This is a genomic window from Microbacterium sp. JZ37 (assembly GCF_035188445.1).
Taxonomy (GTDB): domain Bacteria; phylum Actinomycetota; class Actinomycetes; order Actinomycetales; family Microbacteriaceae; genus Microbacterium; species Microbacterium barkeri.
Genome location: NZ_CP045253.1, coordinates 2,342,540 through 2,363,391 on the forward strand (window position 1 = coordinate 2,342,540; position 20,852 = coordinate 2,363,391).

At 67.4% G+C, this 20,852-nt stretch carries 13 protein-coding genes and 3 rRNA genes; 1 reads left to right on the plus strand and 15 read right to left on the minus strand.

What is annotated here, in order from left to right; translation table 11 throughout:
* The first annotated feature begins 3 nt into the window (after positions 1–3).
* Entirely contained in the window at positions 4–675 is a 672-nt protein-coding gene (locus GC092_RS10840) for a hypothetical protein (RefSeq protein WP_324011903.1), read from the plus strand.
* Between the two features lie 183 nt (positions 676–858).
* Here GC092_RS10840 and rrf read toward each other — a convergent pair.
* From rrf to GC092_RS10915, 15 genes are all read right to left on the minus strand, one after another.
* Positions 859–975, minus strand: a 5S ribosomal RNA gene (gene rrf, locus GC092_RS10845).
* Between the two features lie 102 nt (positions 976–1,077).
* Positions 1,078–4,182: ribosomal RNA gene (locus GC092_RS10850) — 23S ribosomal RNA — on the minus strand.
* 357 nt (positions 4,183–4,539) lie between these two features.
* Positions 4,540–6,063, minus strand: a 16S ribosomal RNA gene (locus tag GC092_RS10855).
* Together the 16S, 23S and 5S rRNA genes form the textbook arrangement of a ribosomal RNA operon.
* Before the next feature lie 491 nt (positions 6,064–6,554).
* Positions 6,555–7,859: a tyrosine--tRNA ligase gene (gene tyrS / locus GC092_RS10860; protein ID WP_324011905.1), complete on the minus strand. Its 1,305-nt coding sequence runs from the start codon at positions 7,857–7,859 to the stop codon at positions 6,555–6,557.
* Positions 7,860–7,892: 33 nt separating this feature from the next.
* Positions 7,893–9,323, minus strand: coding sequence for an argininosuccinate lyase (gene argH / locus GC092_RS10865; protein WP_324011906.1), 1,431 nt, complete (start codon positions 9,321–9,323; stop codon positions 7,893–7,895).
* Between the two features lie 75 nt (positions 9,324–9,398).
* Positions 9,399–10,535 carry a heparan-alpha-glucosaminide N-acetyltransferase domain-containing protein gene (locus tag GC092_RS10870; RefSeq protein ID WP_324011908.1) on the minus strand — a complete coding sequence of 379 codons (1,137 nt, stop codon included), beginning with the start codon at positions 10,533–10,535 and terminating at the stop codon, positions 9,399–9,401.
* Positions 10,511–11,437, minus strand: coding sequence for an ornithine carbamoyltransferase (argF, locus tag GC092_RS10875; protein WP_271174283.1), 927 nt, complete (start codon positions 11,435–11,437; stop codon positions 10,511–10,513). The genes GC092_RS10870 and argF overlap by 25 nt, the downstream gene beginning before the upstream one ends.
* Positions 11,434–12,639, minus strand: a complete 1,206-nt coding sequence (locus tag GC092_RS10880; protein WP_324011911.1) for an acetylornithine transaminase — start codon at positions 12,637–12,639, stop codon at positions 11,434–11,436. The genes argF and GC092_RS10880 overlap by 4 nt, the downstream gene beginning before the upstream one ends.
* Positions 12,636–13,541: an acetylglutamate kinase gene (gene argB, locus GC092_RS10885; RefSeq protein ID WP_324011913.1), complete on the minus strand. Its 906-nt coding sequence runs from the start codon at positions 13,539–13,541 to the stop codon at positions 12,636–12,638. Before argB ends, GC092_RS10880 begins: the two co-directional genes overlap by 4 nt.
* Positions 13,538–14,695 (minus strand): bifunctional glutamate N-acetyltransferase/amino-acid acetyltransferase ArgJ, encoded by a 1,158-nt coding sequence (gene argJ / locus GC092_RS10890; RefSeq protein ID WP_324011915.1) that lies wholly within the window; start codon positions 14,693–14,695, stop codon positions 13,538–13,540. The genes argB and argJ overlap by 4 nt, the downstream gene beginning before the upstream one ends.
* Complete coding sequence (gene argC, locus GC092_RS10895; RefSeq protein ID WP_282980044.1) at positions 14,692–15,738, minus strand: N-acetyl-gamma-glutamyl-phosphate reductase; 1,047 nt, start codon at positions 15,736–15,738, stop codon at positions 14,692–14,694. The genes argJ and argC overlap by 4 nt, the downstream gene beginning before the upstream one ends.
* 206 nt (positions 15,739–15,944) lie before the next feature.
* Positions 15,945–16,643: a ribonuclease FAU-1 family protein gene (locus tag GC092_RS10900; RefSeq protein WP_324011917.1), complete on the minus strand. Its 699-nt coding sequence runs from the start codon at positions 16,641–16,643 to the stop codon at positions 15,945–15,947.
* Positions 16,644–16,806: 163 nt separating this feature from the next.
* Entirely contained in the window at positions 16,807–19,299 is a 2,493-nt protein-coding gene (gene pheT, locus GC092_RS10905) for a phenylalanine--tRNA ligase subunit beta (RefSeq protein WP_324011919.1), read from the minus strand.
* A complete protein-coding gene (gene pheS, locus GC092_RS10910) occupies positions 19,299–20,339 on the minus strand; it encodes a phenylalanine--tRNA ligase subunit alpha (RefSeq protein WP_271174276.1) in 1,041 nt (346 codons plus the stop codon). Before pheS ends, pheT begins: the two co-directional genes overlap by 1 nt.
* Positions 20,332–20,805 (minus strand): winged helix-turn-helix transcriptional regulator, encoded by a 474-nt coding sequence (locus GC092_RS10915; RefSeq protein WP_324011923.1) that lies wholly within the window; start codon positions 20,803–20,805, stop codon positions 20,332–20,334. The genes pheS and GC092_RS10915 overlap by 8 nt, the downstream gene beginning before the upstream one ends.
* Positions 20,806–20,852 lie beyond the last annotated feature (47 nt).

A 20,852-nucleotide genomic window follows, 5' to 3' on the forward strand; every position in this document is an offset into this window, starting at 1 on the left:
GTCGTGACGCGGACGCGCGGGTCGGCTGTCGCGGTCGTAGGGACGGCGCGGTCCGGCCTGACCGTCGCGGCTCTGCGGACGGCGCTGCGGGCGGTCGTCTCGCTGGTATGGGCGGCGGTCGCTGGAGCTGCGGTCGTCGCGCTGGTACGGGCGACGCTCGCCCGAGTTCCGGTCATCCCGCTGGTACGGACGACGCTCACCGGAGTTCCGGTCATCACGGGAGTACGGTCGACGCTCCCCCGAGTTCCGGTCGTCGCGCTGGTACGGGCGACGCTCCCCCGAGTTGCGGTCGTCCCGCTGATAGGGACGACGCTCACCCGAGTTGCGGTCATCACGGGAGTACGGACGACGCTCACCCGAGTTCCGATCGTCGCGCTGGTAAGGGCGACGGTCACCGGAGTTGCGGTCGTCCCGCTGGTACGGACGACGCTCCCCCGAGTTCCGGTCATCACGGGAGTACGGACGACGCTCACCCGAGTTCCGATCGTCGCGCTGGTAGGGGCGACGGTCACCGGAGTTGCGGTCGTCCCGCTGGTACGGGCGACGGTCCCCCGAGTTCCGGTCGTCCCGCTGGTACGGGCGACGCTCCCCCGAGTTCCGGTCATCACGCTGGTACGGACGACGGTCGCCATCGCGCTGCGGGCGCCCATCACGGGGACGCCGGTCGCGGGATGAGCTGTCGGAGTATCGGGGACGCGCCCCGTCACGCCCACGAGCCCTGTCGTCGCCGCCGCGCGGTCGTGACCCGCCCTCGGGGCGGTCGTTTTCTCCGTCGTTCGGCATGTCTACTCCTCGGTGATGCCCGTGTAACGCACGAAAGGGTCATCCGTCGTCGGATGACCCTTTCGTCTACGTGAAGTCCGGCGGTGTCCTACTCTCCCACAAGGTCCCCCTTGCAGTACCATCGGCGCTGAGAGGCTTAGCTTCCGGGTTCGGAATGTGGCCGGGCGTTTCCCTCTCGCTATGACCGCCGAAACATCTGGTGATGTGTTCGACATCAAGCTTTCTCTATGAAAGTTTCTGGTGCCCGTACATCGGGAACCACAAAGTGGACGCGAGCACCGCAGAAGACGGTGTGTTATCAAGTCATCGGCTTATTAGTACCAGTCAGCTGCACCCATTGCTGGGCTTCCACGTCTGGCCTATCAACCCAGTAGTCTGCTGGGAGCCTCTCCACCCGAAGGTGATGGAAGTCTCATCTTGAGGCCGGCTTCCCGCTTAGATGCTTTCAGCGGTTATCCATCCCGAACGTAGCCAACCAGCGGTGCCCTTGGCAGGACAACTGGCACACCAGAGGTTCGTCCAACCCGGTCCTCTCGTACTAGGGTCAGATCCTCTCAAACTTCCTACGCGCGCAGCGGATAGGGACCGAACTGTCTCACGACGTTCTAAACCCAGCTCGCGTACCGCTTTAATGGGCGAACAGCCCAACCCTTGGGACCTACTCCAGCCCCAGGATGCGACGAGCCGACATCGAGGTGCCAAACCATGCCGTCGATATGGACTCTTGGGCAAGATCAGCCTGTTATCCCCGAGGTACCTTTTATCCGTTGAGCGACAGCGCTTCCACAAGCCACTGCCGGATCACTAGTCCCGACTTTCGTCCCTGCTCGACCTGTCAGTCTCACAGTCAAGCTCCCTTGTGCACTTACACTCGCCACCTGATTGCCAACCAGGTTGAGGGAACCTTTGGGCGCCTCCGTTACTCTTTGGGAGGCAACCGCCCCAGTTAAACTACCCACCAGGCACTGTCCCTGAACCGGATCACGGTCCGAAGTTAGATATCCAGAGTGACCAGAGTGGTATTTCAACAACGACTCCACAATGACTGGCGTCACTGCTTCACAGTCTCCCACCTATCCTACACAAGCCACACCGAACACCAATACCAAGCTGTAGTAAAGGTCACGGGGTCTTTCCGTCCTGCTGCGCGTAACGAGCATCTTTACTCGTAATGCAATTTCGCCGAGTTCGTGGTTGAGACAGTTGGGAAGTCGTTACGCCATTCGTGCAGGTCGGAACTTACCCGACAAGGAATTTCGCTACCTTAGGATGGTTATAGTTACCACCGCCGTTTACCGGGGCTTAAATTCTCAGCTTCGCCTTGCGGCTGACCGGTCCTCTTAACCTTCCGGCACCGGGCAGGCGTCAGTCCGTATACATCGTCTTGCGACTTCGCACGGACCTGTGTTTTTAATAAACAGTCGCTACCCACTGGTCTCTGCGGCCCACACACGCTTTCGAAGCAAGTTCTAATACGCGCTGGGCCCCCCTTCTCCCGAAGTTACGGGGGCATTTTGCCGAGTTCCTTAACCACGATTATCTCGATCTCCTCGGTATTCTCTACCTGACCACCTGAGTCGGTTTGGGGTACGGGCGGCTAGAACCTCGCGTCGATGCTTTTCTCGGCAGCATAGGATCACCCACTTTTCATCCCCATCACATCTCAGCCACATGAGCCACGGATTTGCCTATGGCTCGGCCTACATGCTTGGACCAGGACAACCATCGCCTGGCTTGGGCTACCTTCCTGCGTCACACCTGTTAATACGCTAACCGCACCAGCATGGGGTCGCGCGCTCCACCAGACGGTGCCACCCGAAGGCGGCGATGTCTGGCTTTGGGCGCTTAGCACCACTGGATTGATTGGGGCGGTTCTTCGCCGGTACGGGAATATCAACCCGTTGTCCATCGACTACGCCTGTCGGCCTCGCCTTAGGTCCCGACTTACCCAGGGAAGATTAGCTTGACCCTGGAACCCTTGGTCTTCCGGAGGACGTGTTTCTCACACGTCTTTCGCTACTCATGCCTGCATTCTCACTCGTGTGGCCTCCACGGCTGGATCACTCCGCCGCTTCACCGCCCACACGACGCTCTCCTACCCATCAACACGGCTGGACCACGAAGGCCTACCAAAAATGTCAATGCCACAACTTCGGTGGCGTGCTTGAGCCCCGTTACATTGTCGGCGCGGAATCACTTGACCAGTGAGCTATTACGCACTCTTTCAAGGGTGGCTGCTTCTAAGCCAACCTCCTGGTTGTCTGAGCAACTCCACATCCTTTCCCACTTAGCACGCGCTTAGGGACCTTAGATGGTGGTCTGGGTTGTTTCCCTCTCGACGATGAAGCTTATCCCCCACCGTCTCACTGCTGCGCTCTCACTTACCGGCATTCGGAGTTTGGCTGACGTCAGTAACCTTGTAGGGCCCATCGGCCATCCAGTAGCTCTACCTCCGGCAAGAAACACGCAACGCTGCACCTAAATGCATTTCGGAGAGAACCAGCTATCACGAAGTTTGATTGGCCTTTCACCCCTATCCACAGCTCATCCCCTCAGTTTTCAACCTAAGTGGGTTCGGCCCTCCACGACGTCTTACCGTCGCTTCAGCCTGGCCATGGATAGATCACTTCGCTTCGGGTCTAGGACACGCGACTAAACTCGCCCTATTCAGACTCGCTTTCGCTACGGCTGCCCCACACGGGTTAACCTCGCCACGTATCACTAACTCGCAGGCTCATTCTTCAAAAGGCACGCCGTCACCCCAACAAGGAGGCTCCGACGGTTTGTAAGCAAACGGTTTCAGGTACTATTTCACTCCCCTCCCGGGGTACTTTTCACCTTTCCCTCACGGTACTTGTCCGCTATCGGTCATCTGGGAGTATTTAGGCTTACCAGGTGGTCCTGGCAGATTCACACGGGATTTCACGGGCCCCGTGCTACTTGGGATACCACTCGCGGCAGGAAACGCATGTCGACTACGGGGCTACCACCCGCTCTGGCCGGCCATTCAAAACCGTTCGTCTATACGCACCTGTACCACCGAGACCTGCGGCAGCGGTCTCAGAATGGTCCCACAACCCCGAACGTGCAACACCTGCCGGCTATCACACACGATCCGGTTTAGCCTCATCCGCTTTCGCTCGCCACTACTCACGGAATCACTGTTGTTTTCTCTTCCTGTGGGTACTGAGATGTTTCACTTCCCCACGTTCCCTCTACCCGCCCTATATATTCAGACGGGAGTCACCAGGTCAGCACGCCGCCTGGCGGGGTTTCCCCATTCGGAAATCCTCGGATCACAGCCCGCTTATCGGCTCCCCAAGGCTTATCGCAGATTGCTACGTCCTTCTTCGGCTCCAGATGCCAAGGCATCCACCGTTTGCTCTTAAAGACTTGAAATCACATGAGCCACAGAACCCCCGAAAGGATCCTGCGTTCGCTTCTTTAAGATGCTCGCGTCCACTGTGTAGTTCTCAAAGTACGGGCGGCACCCCACCCTCCCCGACCAGACAGCCGGCTCAGACGAGGCCCACAAGGAAACAGACACCCGAAAGCGCCTGGTCCCTCAGGACCCAACAGCGTGCAGGCGCCCCGCTCACCGAACCCCCGTTCCCACCCGACCCGAAGGCCAGACGTACTAGAAGGACTCAGCTGCGCTGACGCCTTGTCAAATGTTCCACCCATGAGCAACCCGTCGAGAACATTCGCCTCGAAACGGGCCTCTGCGAACCCCGAAGGGCTCGAGATGCTCCTTAGAAAGGAGGTGATCCAGCCGCACCTTCCGGTACGGCTACCTTGTTACGACTTAGTCCTAATTACCGATCCCACCTTCGACAGCTCCCTCCCACAAGGGGTTAGGCCACCGGCTTCAGGTGTTACCGACTTTCATGACTTGACGGGCGGTGTGTACAAGACCCGGGAACGTATTCACCGCAGCGTTGCTGATCTGCGATTACTAGCGACTCCGACTTCATGAGGTCGAGTTGCAGACCTCAATCCGAACTGGGACCGGCTTTTTGGGATTCGCTCCACCTCACGGTATTGCAGCCCTTTGTACCGGCCATTGTAGCATGCGTGAAGCCCAAGACATAAGGGGCATGATGATTTGACGTCATCCCCACCTTCCTCCGAGTTGACCCCGGCAGTATCCCATGAGTTCCCACCATAACGTGCTGGCAACATAGAACGAGGGTTGCGCTCGTTGCGGGACTTAACCCAACATCTCACGACACGAGCTGACGACAACCATGCACCACCTGTACACCGACCAAAAAGGGGCGACTGTTTCCAGACGTTTCCGGTGTATGTCAAGCCTTGGTAAGGTTCTTCGCGTTGCATCGAATTAATCCGCATGCTCCGCCGCTTGTGCGGGTCCCCGTCAATTCCTTTGAGTTTTAGCCTTGCGGCCGTACTCCCCAGGCGGGGAACTTAATGCGTTAGCTGCGTCACGGAGACCGTGGAAAGGCCCCCACAACTAGTTCCCAACGTTTACGGGGTGGACTACCAGGGTATCTAAGCCTGTTTGCTCCCCACCCTTTCGCTCCTCAGCGTCAGTAACGGCCCAGAGATCTGCCTTCGCCATCGGTGTTCCTCCTGATATCTGCGCATTCCACCGCTACACCAGGAATTCCAATCTCCCCTACCGCACTCTAGTCTGCCCGTACCCACTGCAGGCCCGAGGTTGAGCCTCGGGTTTTCACAGCAGACGCGACAAACCGCCTACGAGCTCTTTACGCCCAATAATTCCGGATAACGCTTGCGCCCTACGTATTACCGCGGCTGCTGGCACGTAGTTAGCCGGCGCTTTTTCTGCAGGTACCGTCACTTACGCTTCTTCCCTGCTAAAAGAGGTTTACAACCCGAAGGCCGTCATCCCTCACGCGGCGTTGCTGCATCAGGCTTCCGCCCATTGTGCAATATTCCCCACTGCTGCCTCCCGTAGGAGTCTGGGCCGTGTCTCAGTCCCAGTGTGGCCGGTCACCCTCTCAGGCCGGCTACCCGTCGACGCCTTGGTGAGCCACTACCTCACCAACAAGCTGATAGGCCGCGAGCCCATCCCCAACCGAAAAATCTTTCCCACCACAGACCATGCGGCCATGATGCATATCCGGTATTAGCAACCGTTTCCGGCTGTTATCCCAGAGTCAGGGGCAGGTTGCTCACGTGTTACTCACCCGTTCGCCACTAATCCACCCAGCAAGCTGGGCTTCATCGTTCGACTTGCATGTGTTAAGCACGCCGCCAGCGTTCATCCTGAGCCAGGATCAAACTCTCCGTAAAAAACGTAAAGCAGACACCCACCCGGGAAAACGGGACAGGCACCTGCGAGTTCAATCATGACCAAAAAGGATGCCAAAAACTGACAACCATAAAATTTGATCCAAAGGAATTCTCAACCAGCCGAAGCTGGACGAGGATAATTTGGCATTTGACAAGTGCACGCTGTTGAGTTCTCAAGGATCAGACGCACCCAGCCCCACGACTCCCGCCGCGGCCCTCCGGGGCAACCATCCACCCCCAGCACCAGCAAGACCACAGCCTCACCAGAACCAGGGATTGTGTTGTACGTCGCAGACCTGGGGCGGGGAACCTTCCGGCTCAACCTCACCGCTTGGCGGCGACAAGGGAATACATTACGCCGAACCCCCACCCCCAGCAAACCCACCCACCACCCGGGCGTGTCGCGAGCCGGAAGCAGGGCCATCCGGTCCCTGTTGCGCCGAAGGGCGCGCCTCCTCACGGAGACGCGCCCTTCGGCGGAACGCTGGATGTCAGTCGTCGATGAAGACGCCGGCGAGCGCCTTCTTGCCGCGCCGCAGCACCGAGACGCCGCCCGGGAGCGTGCCGTTCACCGTCGCCTCATCGGAGTCGACCTTCGCGCCGTCCACGGAGACGCCGCCCTGGGAGATCGCGCGACGCGCCTCCGACACCGATGACACGAGCCCCGTCTCCACGAGCGCCTGGGTGACGGGCGTGCCTGCGGCGAGCGTCGCGTGGGGCAGTTCACGGAGCGCGGAGGCGAGGGTGCCCGCGTCGAGAGCACCGAGATCTCCCTTTCCGAACAGGGCCTCCGACGCGTCGATGGCCGCAGCGGTCGCCTCTGCCCCGTGCACGGCGGTCGTCACCTCGAGCGCGAGCCTCTTCTGCGCCGCACGGCGGAACGGCTCGCTCTCCACGAGAGCTGCGTACTCCTCGATCTCGGCCCGCGTGAGGAACGTGAAAACCTTCAGACGCTCGACCACGTCGGCGTCATGGGTGTTGAGCCAGAACTGGTAGAACGCGTACGGACTGCACATCTCCGGATCGAGCCAGATCGCGTTGCCCTCGCTCTTGCCGAACTTCGTGCCGTCGCTGTTCGTGATCAGCGGGGTGCCGAAGGCGTGGACCGACCGTCCCTCGACGCGGTGGATGAGGTCCGTGCCGCTCGTGAGATTGCCCCACTGGTCGCTGCCGCCCGTCTGCAGAACGCAGTCGTAGCGGCGGTAGAGCTCGAGGAAGTCCATCCCCTGGAGGATCTGGTAGCTGAACTCCGTGTAGCTGATGCCGGCTTCGGAGTTCAGGCGCGCGGTCACCGCGTCCTTCTTGATCATCGTGCCGACGCGGTAGTGCTTGCCGATGTCGCGGAGGAAGTCGATCGCCGACATCGGCGCCGTCCAGTCGAGGTTGTTCACCATCCGAGCGGCGTTTTCGCCGTCGAAGCTGAGGAACCGCTCGATCTGGGCGCGCAGCTGCGCGACCCACTCGGCGACCGTCTCCTTCGTCTGCATGACGCGCTCGGCGGTCGGGCGGGGGTCCCCGATGAGGCCGGTCGCCCCGCCCACGAGACCGAGCGGCCGGTGGCCGGCGAGCTGCATGCGACGCATCGTGAGAAGCTGCACGAGATGCCCGAGGTGAAGGCTCGGCGCGGTCGGGTCGAACCCGCAGTAATACACGATCGACTCGCCCGCGAGCAGCTCGCGAAGAGCGTCCTGGTCGGTCGACACGTGCACGAGGCCGCGCCAGACGAGCTCATCCCAGATGGTCTCGAAAGAGGGATCGTTCGCCTGCACGGCAACGGAGGTTGCGGGTACAGTCATGCGCTCCAGCCTAGGGCTTCCCGGGACCCGTCCTCACAAGCCGAGCGCGTGCGCGACGGCCTGCGTCCGTGCGACGAGCTCCGCGCGCTGCTCGGCCACCCGCTCGGGAGCGGTGCCGCCGACACCGGCGCGCGATGCGACCGACCCCTCGATCGACAGCACCTCCCGCACGGCGGGCGTGAGGTGCTCGGACACCTCGGCGAGGAGCTCGTCCGTCGCGTCCTCCAGGCCGATCCCCCGCTCCTCGCAGGCGCGGACGAGCGCACCGGAGATCTCGTGGGCGTCGCGGAACGGGACCCGCTGCGTGACGAGCCACTCCGCGACATCCGTCGCGAGCGAGAATCCCTGCGGCGCGAGCGAGGCCATCCGCTCGGTGTCGAAGCGCAGTGTGGCGACCATCCCTGTGAAGGCGGGAAGAAGCACCTCGAGAGTCGCGACGGAGTCGAACACCGGCTCCTTGTCCTCCTGCAGATCGCGGTTGTACGCGAGGGGCAGCGCCTTGAGCGTCGCGAGCAGGCCGGAGAGGTTGCCGATCAGGCGTCCCGACTTGCCGCGCGCGAGCTCGGCGATGTCGGGGTTCTTCTTCTGCGGCATGATGCTCGAGCCCGTCGAATACCCGTCGTCGAGGGTCACGAAGCCGAACTCGCGGGTGTTCCAGAGGATGATCTCCTCGGCCATGCGCGACAGGTCGATGCCGATCTGCGCCGCGATGTAGGCGAACTCGGCGACGACGTCGCGCGCGGCCGTGCCGTCCATGGAGTTCTCGGCCGGCCGATCGAGGCCGAGTTCGCGGGCGACGAGCGCGGGATCGAGACCGAGGGTCGACCCGGCGAGCGCCCCTCCCCCGTACGGCGACACGCCCGCGCGGGCGCGCCAGTCGCGGAGCCGCTCGAGGTCGCGCACGAGCGGCCATCCGTGTGCTTGGAGGTGATGCGCGAGGAGCACGGGCTGGGCGTGCTGGAGGTGCGTGCGGCCCGGCAGGATGGCGGACGGGTGTGCGTCGGCCTGCGCCACGAGCGCGTCGATGAGCTGGACGAGCTCGCGCGCGATCACACCCGCGTGATCGATGAGGAACAGGCGGATGAGCGTCGCGATCTGGTCGTTGCGGCTCCGGCCTGCGCGCAGTCGGCCGCCGAGCTCGGCGCCCACCTCCTCGAGGAGCGCCGTCTCGAGGGCGCCGTGCACATCCTCATCCGCATCGCGCGGACGCAGACGACCGCTTCGCACGCCCTCGGCGAGCGCGTCGAGTCCGGCGTGCATGCGCGCCGCCTCGTCGGCGGTGAGGTAGCCGGCGGCCTCGAGGGCCGCTGCGTGCGCGTGCGATCCGCGGATGTCGTAGAGCGCGAGCTGCCAGTCGAAGTGCGTCGACCGGCTCAGGGCCTGCAGCTCGGGGCTCGGCCCCCCTGCGAAGCGTCCGCCCCAGAGGGCTCCCTCGTTCGTCCCACGCGTCTCGCCTGTGCTCACCCGTCCAGCGTACTGAAGCGCCAGGACCCGCTCCGACCACCATCCATGTCTCGCCCGCCGCGGGAAAGCCCGTCGCTATCCCACCGCGAGTGAGACACCGCGACGGGACGTGGGCACGATCGTGCGGGCGAGCCAGGCGATGCCGGCCTCGAGCGGGCCGCGCCCGACGAGCAGCGACCACAGGCTGCAGCCGACGATCGTCGCGACGGTCAGGGGCCAGAACGGCTCGGTCGCGCGGAACGCCACGAGATCCGACCCGAACTGCAGCACGGTGGGCTCGGGCTGCAGCAGCGCCCACGCGACGAGCTGCGCCGCGTATGCCGTGAGCGGCATCGAGCCCATCGCCCGCAGGGGCCACGCGAGCCAGCGGAGCGGTGTCCGGCACGCGAGGAGGCATACGCCGATGACCGCGACGGCGAAACCGCCGGAGCCGACCGCCTCGGCGACTCCGCTCGAGTGCGCCGCGTCATCGAGCACGTGCGCCCACACGCTCTCGGGCTCGGCGAGCGACCTCCACCGGCCCAGCACCCCGTACCCGATGACGGCCGCGGCCGCGCCGCCGAGGACGAGCGCGAACGCCGTCCGCGGCCGACCGAGGCGGAGGCGTCCGATGGCGAGCCCCGCCGCGATGAAGGCGAACCAGAGCGCGAACGGATAGTGCCATCCGGTCAGCTGCGCGATGAGCTCGCCGGAGAGCGATTCCCACCCTGCCCATCCGTCGATCGCCCACACCGCGAACGGCGCGATCAGCGCGACCGCGACGGCGATCGCGAGCAGCAACGCGGGGCGCATCCGCAGCACCGGGAGCGCGAGGAGGAACAGGATGCCGTATGCCGGCAGGATCACGAGCACGGGCGTGTCGAGTGCGACCAGGAGCAGGCCGAGCACCCAGATCGCGATCGCCCGCACGACGATCCGGCCGCGCGCGACCGCCATCCGCTCGCCGTCGACCGGGGTCGACCCGCCCGTGACGAGCGCGAGCGAGACGCCGGCGAGCGTCGCGAAGAGGATGGACGAGCGGCCGTTGACGACGTCGATCCAGGTCGCGGGGTCACCCCAGGCGAAGGGCGACGTGTCGAGCAGGTGGGCGGCGAACATGCCGATCACCGCGAGGCCGCGCGCGAGGTCGATGCCGGGCGCGCGGCCGGACCCGTCCAGCCGAGCCAGACGGGTCCGGATCCAGCCGGTCAGTCCGCCTGGCGCAGCAGCCAAACGAGGAGGGCCTTCTGCGCGTGCAGGCGGTTCTCCGCCTCGTCCCAGATGACGCTCTGCGGGCCGTCGATGACCTCGGCGTCGACCTCGTAGCCGCGATCGGCGGGGAGGCAGTGGATGAAGATCGCCTTGTCGTCGGCGAGCCCCATGAGCTCGGGCGTCACCTTGTACGCGCCGAGGTCGCGCAGGCGGGCGAGCTTCTCCTCCTCCTTGCCCATCGAGACCCAGGTGTCGGTCACGACGACGTCGGCACCGGCGGCCGCCTCGAGCGGATCGGTGAAGAGGGTGAGCGAGCCGCCGGTCTCGATGCCGATGCGGTCGGCGTCCATCACGATGTCCTCGCGGGGCGCGTAGTCGATCGGCGATGCGATCCGCACGTGCATGCCGGCCATCACGCCCGCGAGCGCATACGAGTGCGCCATGTTGCTGCGGCCGTCTCCGAAGAACGACAGCGTGAGCCCGCGCAGCTCGCCCTTGTGCTCGCGCACGGTGAGCAGGTCGGCCAGCAGCTGGCACGGATGGAAGTCGTCGCTGAGAGCGTTGACGACGGGCACCCGCGTGCCCTTCGCCATCTCCTCGAGGCCCTGCTGCGCGTACGTGCGCCACACGATCGCGGCGACCTGGCGCTCCAGCACGCGCGCCGTGTCGGCGGGCGTCTCCTTGCCGCCGAGCTGGCTGTTCGCGGTCGAGATGATGAGCGGCGTGCCGCCGAGGTCGGCGATGCCGACGGCGAACGAGACGCGCGTGCGAGTCGACGACTTGTCGAAGATGACCGCCACGGTCTTCGGGCCGGCCAGGGACTTGTCGGCCCAGCGGTCCTTCTTGAGCTCGGCCGCGAGCTCGAGGATCTCGGCCTGCTCGGCCGGCGTGATGTCGTCGTCGCGCAGGAAGTGGCGGGTCATGCGTGGGTCTCCGTCGGGGTCGGGATGGTCGCGGCGACGGCCGAGAGAGCCTCGCCGAACAGGGTGAGGAACTCCTCGATCTCCGCATCGCCGATCGTGTAGGCGGGAGCGATGCGGATGACGTCCGCATCGGGGGCGTTGACGATGAGGCCGCGCTCATGGGCGGCCGCGCGCACCTCCGCCGCAACCGGCGCGGTCAGCGTGATGCCGATGAGGAGGCCCTCGCCGCGCGCGCCCGAGACGAGCGGGAGCTCGGCGACGGCCGTGCGCAGCTGAGCGCCGCGCGCGGTCACGTTCGCGAGCAGCCCTTCGCTCTCGATGTAGCCGAGCACGGCGTTCGCGACCGCGCTGGCGAGCGGGTTGCCGCCGAACGTCGAGTTGTGGGTGCCGGGATAGAACAGGTCGCTCGCTGCGCCGAACGTGATGAGGGCGCCGAGGGGGAATCCCGCGCCGATGCTCTTCGCGAGCGTCACGGCATCGGGGACGATCCCCTCGCGCTGGAAGGCGAACCACTCCCCCGTCCGGCCCGAGCCGGTCTGCACCTCGTCGAGGACGAGGAGCGCGCCGCGCTCGGTCGCGAGCTCGCGAGCCCTCGCGAGGAAGCCGTCGGGCATCGGGACGACGCCGGCCTCGCCCTGGATCGGCTCGACGAAGAGCGCCGCGATCGAGTCGTCGAAAGCCGCCTCGAGCGCCTCGAGCGTGGCGTCGATCGAGCGCACGCCCGGCAGGACGGGCTCGAACGGATCGCGGTAGGCGGCCTTGGGGGTGATCGAGAGCGCGCCCATGGTGCGGCCGTGGAACGCGCCGTTGAGCACGAGGATGGTCGACTTGCCGGTCTTCCCGCCGTGCAGGCGGGCGAGCTTGATCGCCATCTCGTTCGCCTCGGTGCCCGAGTTCGAGAGGAACACCCGTCCGTCGTCGCCGGTGCCGGCCAGACGCTTCAGGCGGGCGGCGAGCTCGAGCTGCGCGGGGCTCGCGAAGTAGTTCGAGATGTGCGCGAGCGTCGCCGCCTGCTTCGACACGGCCTCCACGAACACGGGATGCGCGTGGCCGAGGCAGTTGACGGCGATCCCGCCCAGGAAGTCGAGGTAGCGGCGGTCGTCCGCGTCCCAGACATGCGAGCCCTCGCCCCGGGCGAGGAGCGCGAGGCGCCCGCCCAGGCTCATGAGATCCCGCGATGCGTCGTCCTGCCAGGTGCTCATCCGACCACCACCTCCGTTCCGATTCCCTTGCTGGTGAAGAGCTCGACGAGCACCGAGTGCGGCACGCGCCCGTCGATGATGGCGGCCGTCAGCACGCCGCCGTCGACCGCGTCGAGGCATGCCTGCATCTTCGGGATCATGCCCGACTCGAGCTTCGGCAGCATCTCGCGCAGCTCGTCGGCCTTGATGTGCGACACGAGCGAGTCGCGGTTCGGCCAGTCGGCGTACAAGCCGGGCACATCGGTGAGGACCACGAGCTTCCGCGCGCCGAGCGCCACCGCGAGCGCGGATGCCGCGGCATCCGCGTTGATGTTGAGCGTGTGACCGGGGTGGTCGAGGTCGGGCGCGACACCCGCGACGACCGGGATGCGGTCGGCCTCGAGCTGGTCGATCACGGGAGTCGGGTCGACGCGGACGACGTCGCCCACCCGGCCGAGGCTCTCCTCGACCCCGTCGATGACGACGCCGCGGCGCCGCCCGCCGAAGAGGCCGGCGTCCTCGCCCGAGACGCCCACCGCGAACGGGCCGTGCGAGTTGATCTTGGCGACGAGCTGGGGGTTGATCTGGCCGGTGAGCACCATCCGGACGACCGAGATCGCCTCGGTGCTCGTGACGCGGTAGCCGCCCTTGAACTCGCTCGGGATCGCGAGGCGGTCGAGCATGCTCGAGATCTGCGGCCCGCCGCCGTGCACGACGACGGGCTTGATGCCCACGTAGCGGAGATACGCGATGTCGGCCGCGAACGCGTCCTGGAGCTCCTCCGAGATCATCGCGTTGCCGCCGTACTTCACGACGACGATCTGATCGCGGTACTCCTTGAGCCACGGAAGCGACTCGATGAGGGTGGCCGCCTTGAACTCGGCTTCCTCGGGGCTGGTGTCCTGCAGGTCGATCGGTGTCATGAGGAGTACGCGCTGTTCTCGTGGACGTAGTCGTGCGTGAGGTCGTTCGTGAGGATGGTCGCGGTCGCCTCTCCCGCGTGCAGGTCGATGAGCACGTGCGTGTCGCGCGGTGCGAGATCGACCTCCTCGCGGGGGCGGTCCGGGCCGCCCGCGCTGCACACGCGGACGCCGTTCATCGAGACGTCGACCTGGTAGGGGTCGAACTCCGCGGAGGTCGTGCCGATCGCCGCCAGCACGCGGCCCCAGTTCGGGTCGTTGCCGAAGATGGCGGCCTTGAAGAGGTTGTTGCGCGCGACCGAGCGACCCACCTCGACGGCGTCCTGCTCGCTCGCGGCCCCGACGACCTCGATCGCGATCGCATGGCTGGCCCCCTCGGCGTCAGCCTGCAGCTGCCGCGCGAGGTCGGAGCAGACCGCGGCGAGCGCGCTCGCGAACTCGTCCGGGTCGGGGGTCACGCCCGAGGCCCCGCTCACGAGGAGCGTGACCTGGTCGTTCGTCGACATGCATCCGTCGGAGTCGAGCCGGTCGAAGCTGACGTTCGTCGCGGAGCGGAGGTGCGCGTCGGCGGCCGCCGCGTCGAGCACGGCGTCGGTCGTGAGCACGACGAGCATCGTCGCGAGCCCGGGAGCGAGCATCCCCGCGCCCTTCGCCATCCCCCCGATCGACCATCCGCCGCCGCGATGCACCGCGGTCTTGGGAACCGTGTCGGTCGTCATGATCGCGCGAGCCGCGTCGTCTCCGCCGTCGGCGCTGAGGGAGGCGATCGCCTTCGCGGTGCCGTCGAGCACCTTCGCGCGGAACACCTCGTCGCCCGTGCCGATGAGGCCGGTCGAGCAGACCTGGATGCCGACGGCTCCGACGCCGAGGAGCTCCGCCGCGCGCTCCGCGGTCTGGTGCGTCGTCTGGAAGCCGAACGCGCCCGTGAAGCAGTTGGCGCCGCCCGAGTTCAGCACGACCGCCTCGATCACGCCGCCCTTGATCGCCTCCTGCGACCACAGGATCGGGTTCGCCTTCGCCCGGTTCGAGGTGAACACGGCGGCGCCGGCCTTGAGCGGCCCGCGGTTGACGACGACCGCGACGTCGGGCTTGCCCGTCGACTTGAGCCCTGCGGCGACTCCGGCCGCCTCGAATCCTGCGGGTGCGGTCACGCTCACGGCGCCACTCCGTTCACGGTGAGAGCGCGGCCCTCCGGCAGGCCGAGCGCGATGTTCATGGACTGGATCGCCGCGCCCGCCGTCCCCTTCGCGAGGTTGTCGACGGCGGTCACGACGACGACCCGGCCGGCCGCGCGGTCGATCGCGAGGCCGATGAGGGCCGTGTTCGCGCCGAGGACGTCGGCCGTGCGCGGCACCTGTCCCTCGGGCAGGAGCTGCACGAAGGTCTCGCCCGCGTACGCCTGCTCCCACGCGTCGCGGATCTGCGCGTCGGTCACGCCGTCCGCGATGCGCGCCGTCGAGGTCGCGAGGATGCCGCGGGCCATCGGCACGATCACGGGGGTGAAGGAGATCCGGATGTCGCCGGTCGCGCCCGCGGCACGGAGCGCCTGCCGGATCTCGGGGATGTGGCGGTGCGTTCCCCCCACCGCGTACGGGTTCGCCGTTCCAAGGAGCTCAGCGCCGAGAAGATGCGTCTTGAGGCTCTTGCCCGCGCCCGAGGGGCCGACCGCCAGGACGCTCACGATGTCGGACGGGTCGATGACGCCCGCGGCGACGCCGGGCGCGAGGCTGAGGCTCACGGTCGACGCGTTGCACCCGGGCGCCGCGATCCGGGTGGCCCCGACGAGACGCTCGCGCTGCTTCGCGCCGCCGACCGGAAGCTCGGGGACGCCGTACGCCCAGGGCTCGTGGAAGGCACCGCCGTAGAACGCGTCCCAGTCCCCCTCGTCGACGAGACGGTGATCGGCACCGCAGTCGATGACGAGCGCGGCGTCGCCGAGCGCGTCGGTGTACTGGCCGGATTGGCCGTGCGGGAGCGCGAGGAAGACGACATCGTGACCGGCGAGGATCTCCGGCGTCGTGTCCTGCAGGGTGAGGTGCGCGAGCGAGCGGAGATGCGGCTGATGCTGGATGAGCGGCTGGCCGGCGTTCGAGTGCGCGGTGACCGTGCGGATCTCGACGTCCGGATGTTCGGCGAGCAGACGGAGGAGCTCTCCGCCGGCGTAGCCCGAAGCGCCGGAGACGGCGACCGAATACGACATGACTTCTACCTTATTGTCCGTGGGCGGGGGCCGGAGACGGCGACACCGGCCGACGGACCGCGCGCAGGCGCAGTGTCTCGCGGTGTCGCCTAGATTCGGCGGCCGCTGCGACGTCGGGGCGCGACGAGCGCGCTCGGAGCGAGCGTGCGCGAGGTCGCGGGCGAGGTCATGCCGACGACAGTACCACGGAGCGGATGGCCGGCTCGTCAGTCAGGCAGGTCGGCGAGCGTGGGCGTCGTCCATGAGGGATCGGGGCGCCAGTCGCGCCACGCGGGTTCGAACGGCCAGTCCCCGGCCGCGAACGACGCGATCGCCGCCTCCGCATGACGGCGGATGTGGGCGGCCTCCTCAGGTGCGATCCGCCCCTGCACGAGGGCCTCCTCGAGCTCGTCCTCGTCCTTCAGCTGCGCGTGCCCGGCCGCGTCGATCCACACATCGAGGACGTGGTCCGACGAATAGGTCGCCTCTCCCGCCCGCAGATGCGCGTTCTCGAGGTTCACGTACCAGCCGGAGAAGGTCCACGGCTCCCCCGACCAGAACAGCCACACCGACCACGGTGTCCCGGTCGGCGCGATGCGCAGGATGCCATTGCCCCACCACTCCTCGCGGATGCGGATGCGACGCTCCGTCCAGCGTCGCTCGAGCGGCACCGTCCGGATTCGGCGCCCGTCAGGAGCGCCCTGCGCTTCCTGGACCGTGCCCGGCGCGAGCCAGGCGACGAGCCCCCGCGGGTCATCGCGGACGACACGCATCGGCGCGATCGTGGACGCGTCCCCCGCTGTCCACCCGGGTCGACGGTAGTGCCAGTCGATCTGCGCCCCCGGGCGGAGGAACGGCGGCGCACCGGCGGGGCGAGCGCCCTCCGGTGCGGAGGGCGCGGTCGGATGCGCGATGGTCTCGATCACGTCCTCCACGGTAGCCGTGCCGCATCGCGAGGCCCCACGCACGCGCGCGTCTCGCGGCCCGGGCCATCCGCGCCCGCGTGCAGACCGCAGCATCGGCGCGCCGCGGCATCCCGGATGCGGCGAGACCCCGCCAGGAGCGGGGTCTCGCCGTGCACGCGCCGTCTCAGTCGCGCAGCTGCGCGCCGAAGCGCTCGCTCGCGACGGCCACTCCGGCGAGCTTCGCGTCGGATGCCTCGGCGGCGGTGAGCGTGCGGTCCGGTGCGCGGAAGCGCAGCGCGAACGTGAGGCTCTTCGATCCCTCGGGCACACCCTGACCGCGGTAGTCGTCCACGAGGCGCAGCGACTCGAGCAGGGAGCCGGCCCCCTCGGCGAGCGCGGCGCGGAGCGAGGCCGCCGGCAGATCGGCCGGGACGATGAGCGAGACGTCCTGCGTCGCGGCGGGGAACGTCGACAGCGACTCGGCGACGACGCGATCGCCCGCGCGATCGAGCACGGCGTCGAGGTCGATCTCGCCGACGGTGACCCGCCCGACGAGGTCGGCCTCGTCGGCGACCTGCGGGAGCAGCTCGCCCACGTACCCCACGACGTCGCCGCCCACGGAGAGCAGGCCGGTGCGGCCCGGATGCAGCGCCGCGCGCTCGCCCTGGACGACGTCGATCTCGACGCCTGCGGCCGCGGCGATCAGCCGGACCGCGTCGAGGGCGACCTCGAGTCCGGCGCCCTCGGCCGCGCGACCGGGCTGCTTCGGCGCGATGCTGCCCGCGAGCAGGAACGCGATCCGGCGCGGCTGCTCCGGGATGGAGGCGTCGATCGCGGCGAGCGTGGTCGCGTCGGGTCGCACGGCGAGCGGCGGGATGGTGTCGGTCCCGTAGGTCATGCCGGGCTCGGGGAGGAAGACGGTGCCGACCTCGAAGAGCGCCAGATCGGTCAGACCGCGCGCGAGGTTCCGGTGCGCGGTCTGCAGCAGGCCCGGGATGAGCGATCGGCGCAGGTACGGGGCCTGGCCGTCGAGCGCGTTCGCGAGCCGGACGCTCGGCAGGCGCTCTCCCGACGCCGACCCGTGCAGGTCGTTCTGCTCCTGCGTCGTGAACGGGAAGGCGGGGGTCTCCACGAAGCCCGCGGCCGCGAGCGCGTTCGCGACGCGGCGGCGCCCCTGCTGCAGGGGCGTGTAGCCGCGTCCCGACGGCGGAGTCGGGAGGATCGACGGGATGCGGTCGAGCCCGTGGATGCGCGCGACCTCCTCCGCGAGCGTCCACTTGTCGGTGAGGTCCGGACGCCAGGACGGCGGGATGACCTGCCATCCGCCATCGACGGCGGCCACCTGGGCGCCGATCATCTCGAGGGCGCCCACGATCTCGTCGTCTGTGTAGTCGACGCCCACGATGCCGGGCACGAAGGCCGCGGGGAGCTCGATCCCCTCGGACACCTGCTCGGCGTACAGCGCGCTGCCCAGCTCGTCCGCCGTTCCGCCTGCGAGCTCGACCATGAGGTCGACCGCGCGCTGCGCCGCCGCGTACGGGATGGCCGGGTCAACCCCGCGCTCGAACCGACGCGACGCATCGCTCGACAGCTTGTGCCGGCGCGCCGTGCGCGCGATCGAGACCGCGTCGAACGTCGCGGCCTCGATGAGGACGTTCCTGGTGTCGTCGCCCATCTCGGTCGTCGCACCGCCCATCACGCCGGCGAGGCCGATCGGGCCCGACTCATCGGCGATGAGGAGGTCCTCCGGGTCGAGCGTGCGCACCTGGCCGTCGAGCGTCTCGAGCTTCTCGCCCGGATCCGCTCGGCGGACCGTGATGCCGCCCGAGAGCTTGTCGAGGTCGTAGCCGTGGATCGGGTTGCCGAGCTCGAGCATGACGTAGTTGGTGATGTCCACGAGGATGCCGAGCGAGCGCACACCTGCGAGCGACAGCCGCGCGATCATCCACGGCGGCGTCGGCTTCGATGTGTCGACGTCGCGGACGACCCGCGTGACGAACTCCGTCGCGCCCACGCGCCCCCGGATGGGCCGCGTGTCGACGACCGACACCGGGAAGCCCTCGCCCGACGCGACGTCGGCGAGCTCGGCGGGGTCGCGGAACGCCGCGCCGGTGGCGTGCGCGTACTCGCGTGCGATGCCTCGGATCGACAGCGCGTAGCCGCGGTCGGGCGTGACGTTGACGTCGACCGCCGCGTCATCGAGGCCGAGGAGGGCGATCGCGTCGGCGCCGACCTCCGGGTCGAGGCCGAGCTCGACGAGACGGAGGATGCCGTTGTGCTCGTCGCCCAGGCCGAGCTCGCGCGCGGAGGCGATCATGCCATCCGACAGGTGACCGTACGTCTTGCGGGCCGCGATCGGGAAGGGTCCGGGCAGGACGGCGCCGGGGAGCGTCGCGACGATCTTGTCGCCGGGGAAGAAGTTGCTCGCGCCGCAGACGATGCCGCGCGGCTCCGCCTCTCCGACGTCGACCTGGCACCAGCGGATCGTCTTGCCGTTCTTCTGCGGCTCCTCCTCGAAGGAGAGCACCCGGCCCACGACGATCGGGCCGGTCAGGTCGAAGCGGACGACATCCTCCTCCTCGAACCCGACGCGCACGAGCGCAGCGAGGACGTCCTCGGGGGTCGCCTCCTGCGGAAGATCGACGTACTCACGCAGCCACGAAAGCGGGACGCGCATCACACCACCATCCCGAACTGCTCGCTGAAGCGCACATCGCCCTCTGCCATGTCGCGCATGTCCTTCACGTCGCTGCGGAACATGAGCGTGCGCTCGATGCCCATGCCGAACGCGAACCCGCTGTAGACCTCCGGATCGATCCCCGCCGCGCGGAGCACGTTGGGGTTGATCATGCCGCAGCCGCCCCACTCGATCCACCGCGCGCCGCCCTTGAAGGTCGGGTGCCAGAGGTCGAGCTCGGCCGACGGCTCGGTGAACGGGAAGTAGTTGGTGCGCAGGCGGGTCTTCGCCTCCGCGCCGAACAGCTGCCGTGCGACGTGGTCGAGGGTGCCCTTGAGGTGCGCCATCGTGATGCCCTTGTCGACGACCAGGCCCTCGAACTGCGTGAAGACAGGCAGATGCGTCGCGTCGAACTCGTCGGTGCGGTACACACGGCCGGGGCAGATGACGTAGACCGGCAGGTCGCGCTCGAGCATCGAGCGCACCTGGACGGGGCTCGTGTGCGTGCGCATGACGAGATGGCGCTCGACCGGGTCCACGAAGAACGTGTCCTGCATCTGGCGCGCGGGGTGGTCCTCGTCGAAGTTCAGGGCGTCGAAGTTGAACCACTCGTGCTCGAGCTCGGGTCCCTCCGCGATCTCCCATCCCATGCCGACGAAGATGTCGCCGATCTGCTCCTGCAGGAGCGAGAGCGGATGGCGCGCGCCGGTGCGCGTGCGGCTCGCGACGGCCGTGATGTCGACCCGCTCGGCCTCGAGCCGGGCGGCCAGCTCGGCCTGCGCGAGCTCCTCCTCGCGCGCGGCCAGGGCCTGCGTCACTCGTCCGCGTGCCTGCCCGACGAGCTTGCCGAACTCGGCCTTCTGCTCCTTCGGCACGCTGCGCATCTGCGCGTTGAAGGCGGCCAGGGGCGACCCCTCCCCCGCATGCGCGGCGCGGGCGGCTTTCAGGGCCGCGGTGTCGGGGGCCGCGGCGATCGCGGCGAGCGCGGCCGCGACGGCTGCTTCGACCCCTTCGGGCGTGATCTCGGGAGCATCAGACACGAGAGTCGAGTCTAGTCGGCCGGTCGCCGTGCTCCGCCGCGCTCAGAGCGCGGGCGAGGGAGCGGGATGTGCTCGGCGATCGGCGCATCCGCACCGCGAGCTCCTCGTCCTCCACGCTGTCGAAGGCCGCTCGAGCGGCCTCGACCGCAGGCAGCGCCGCGGTGGTCCAGCGGTAGAGCGCGTCGATGAGGTCCTGCAGCGTTCGGCCCAGGGCGCTGATGCGGTACTCCACCGCGACCGGCCGCGTGCTCAGCACGACACGGTCGACCATGCCGTTGCGCTCCATGCGGCGCAGAGCAGTCGTGAGCGACTTCTGGGTGATCGCGGGGATCGTCTGGCGCAGCTCGCTGAAGCGCCGCGGTCGCTCGCAGAGCGTGTCGAGAATCCGCAGCGACCACTTGTCGAGGAGCTGGTCGAGGAGATCGCGGTGCTCTTCGGCGAGTCGGAGCGGGTCGGTATCCGGCATGAAACCTCGTCTCGTTGAAGTGCCTTCTCGGCGGTGAGTACACAGGA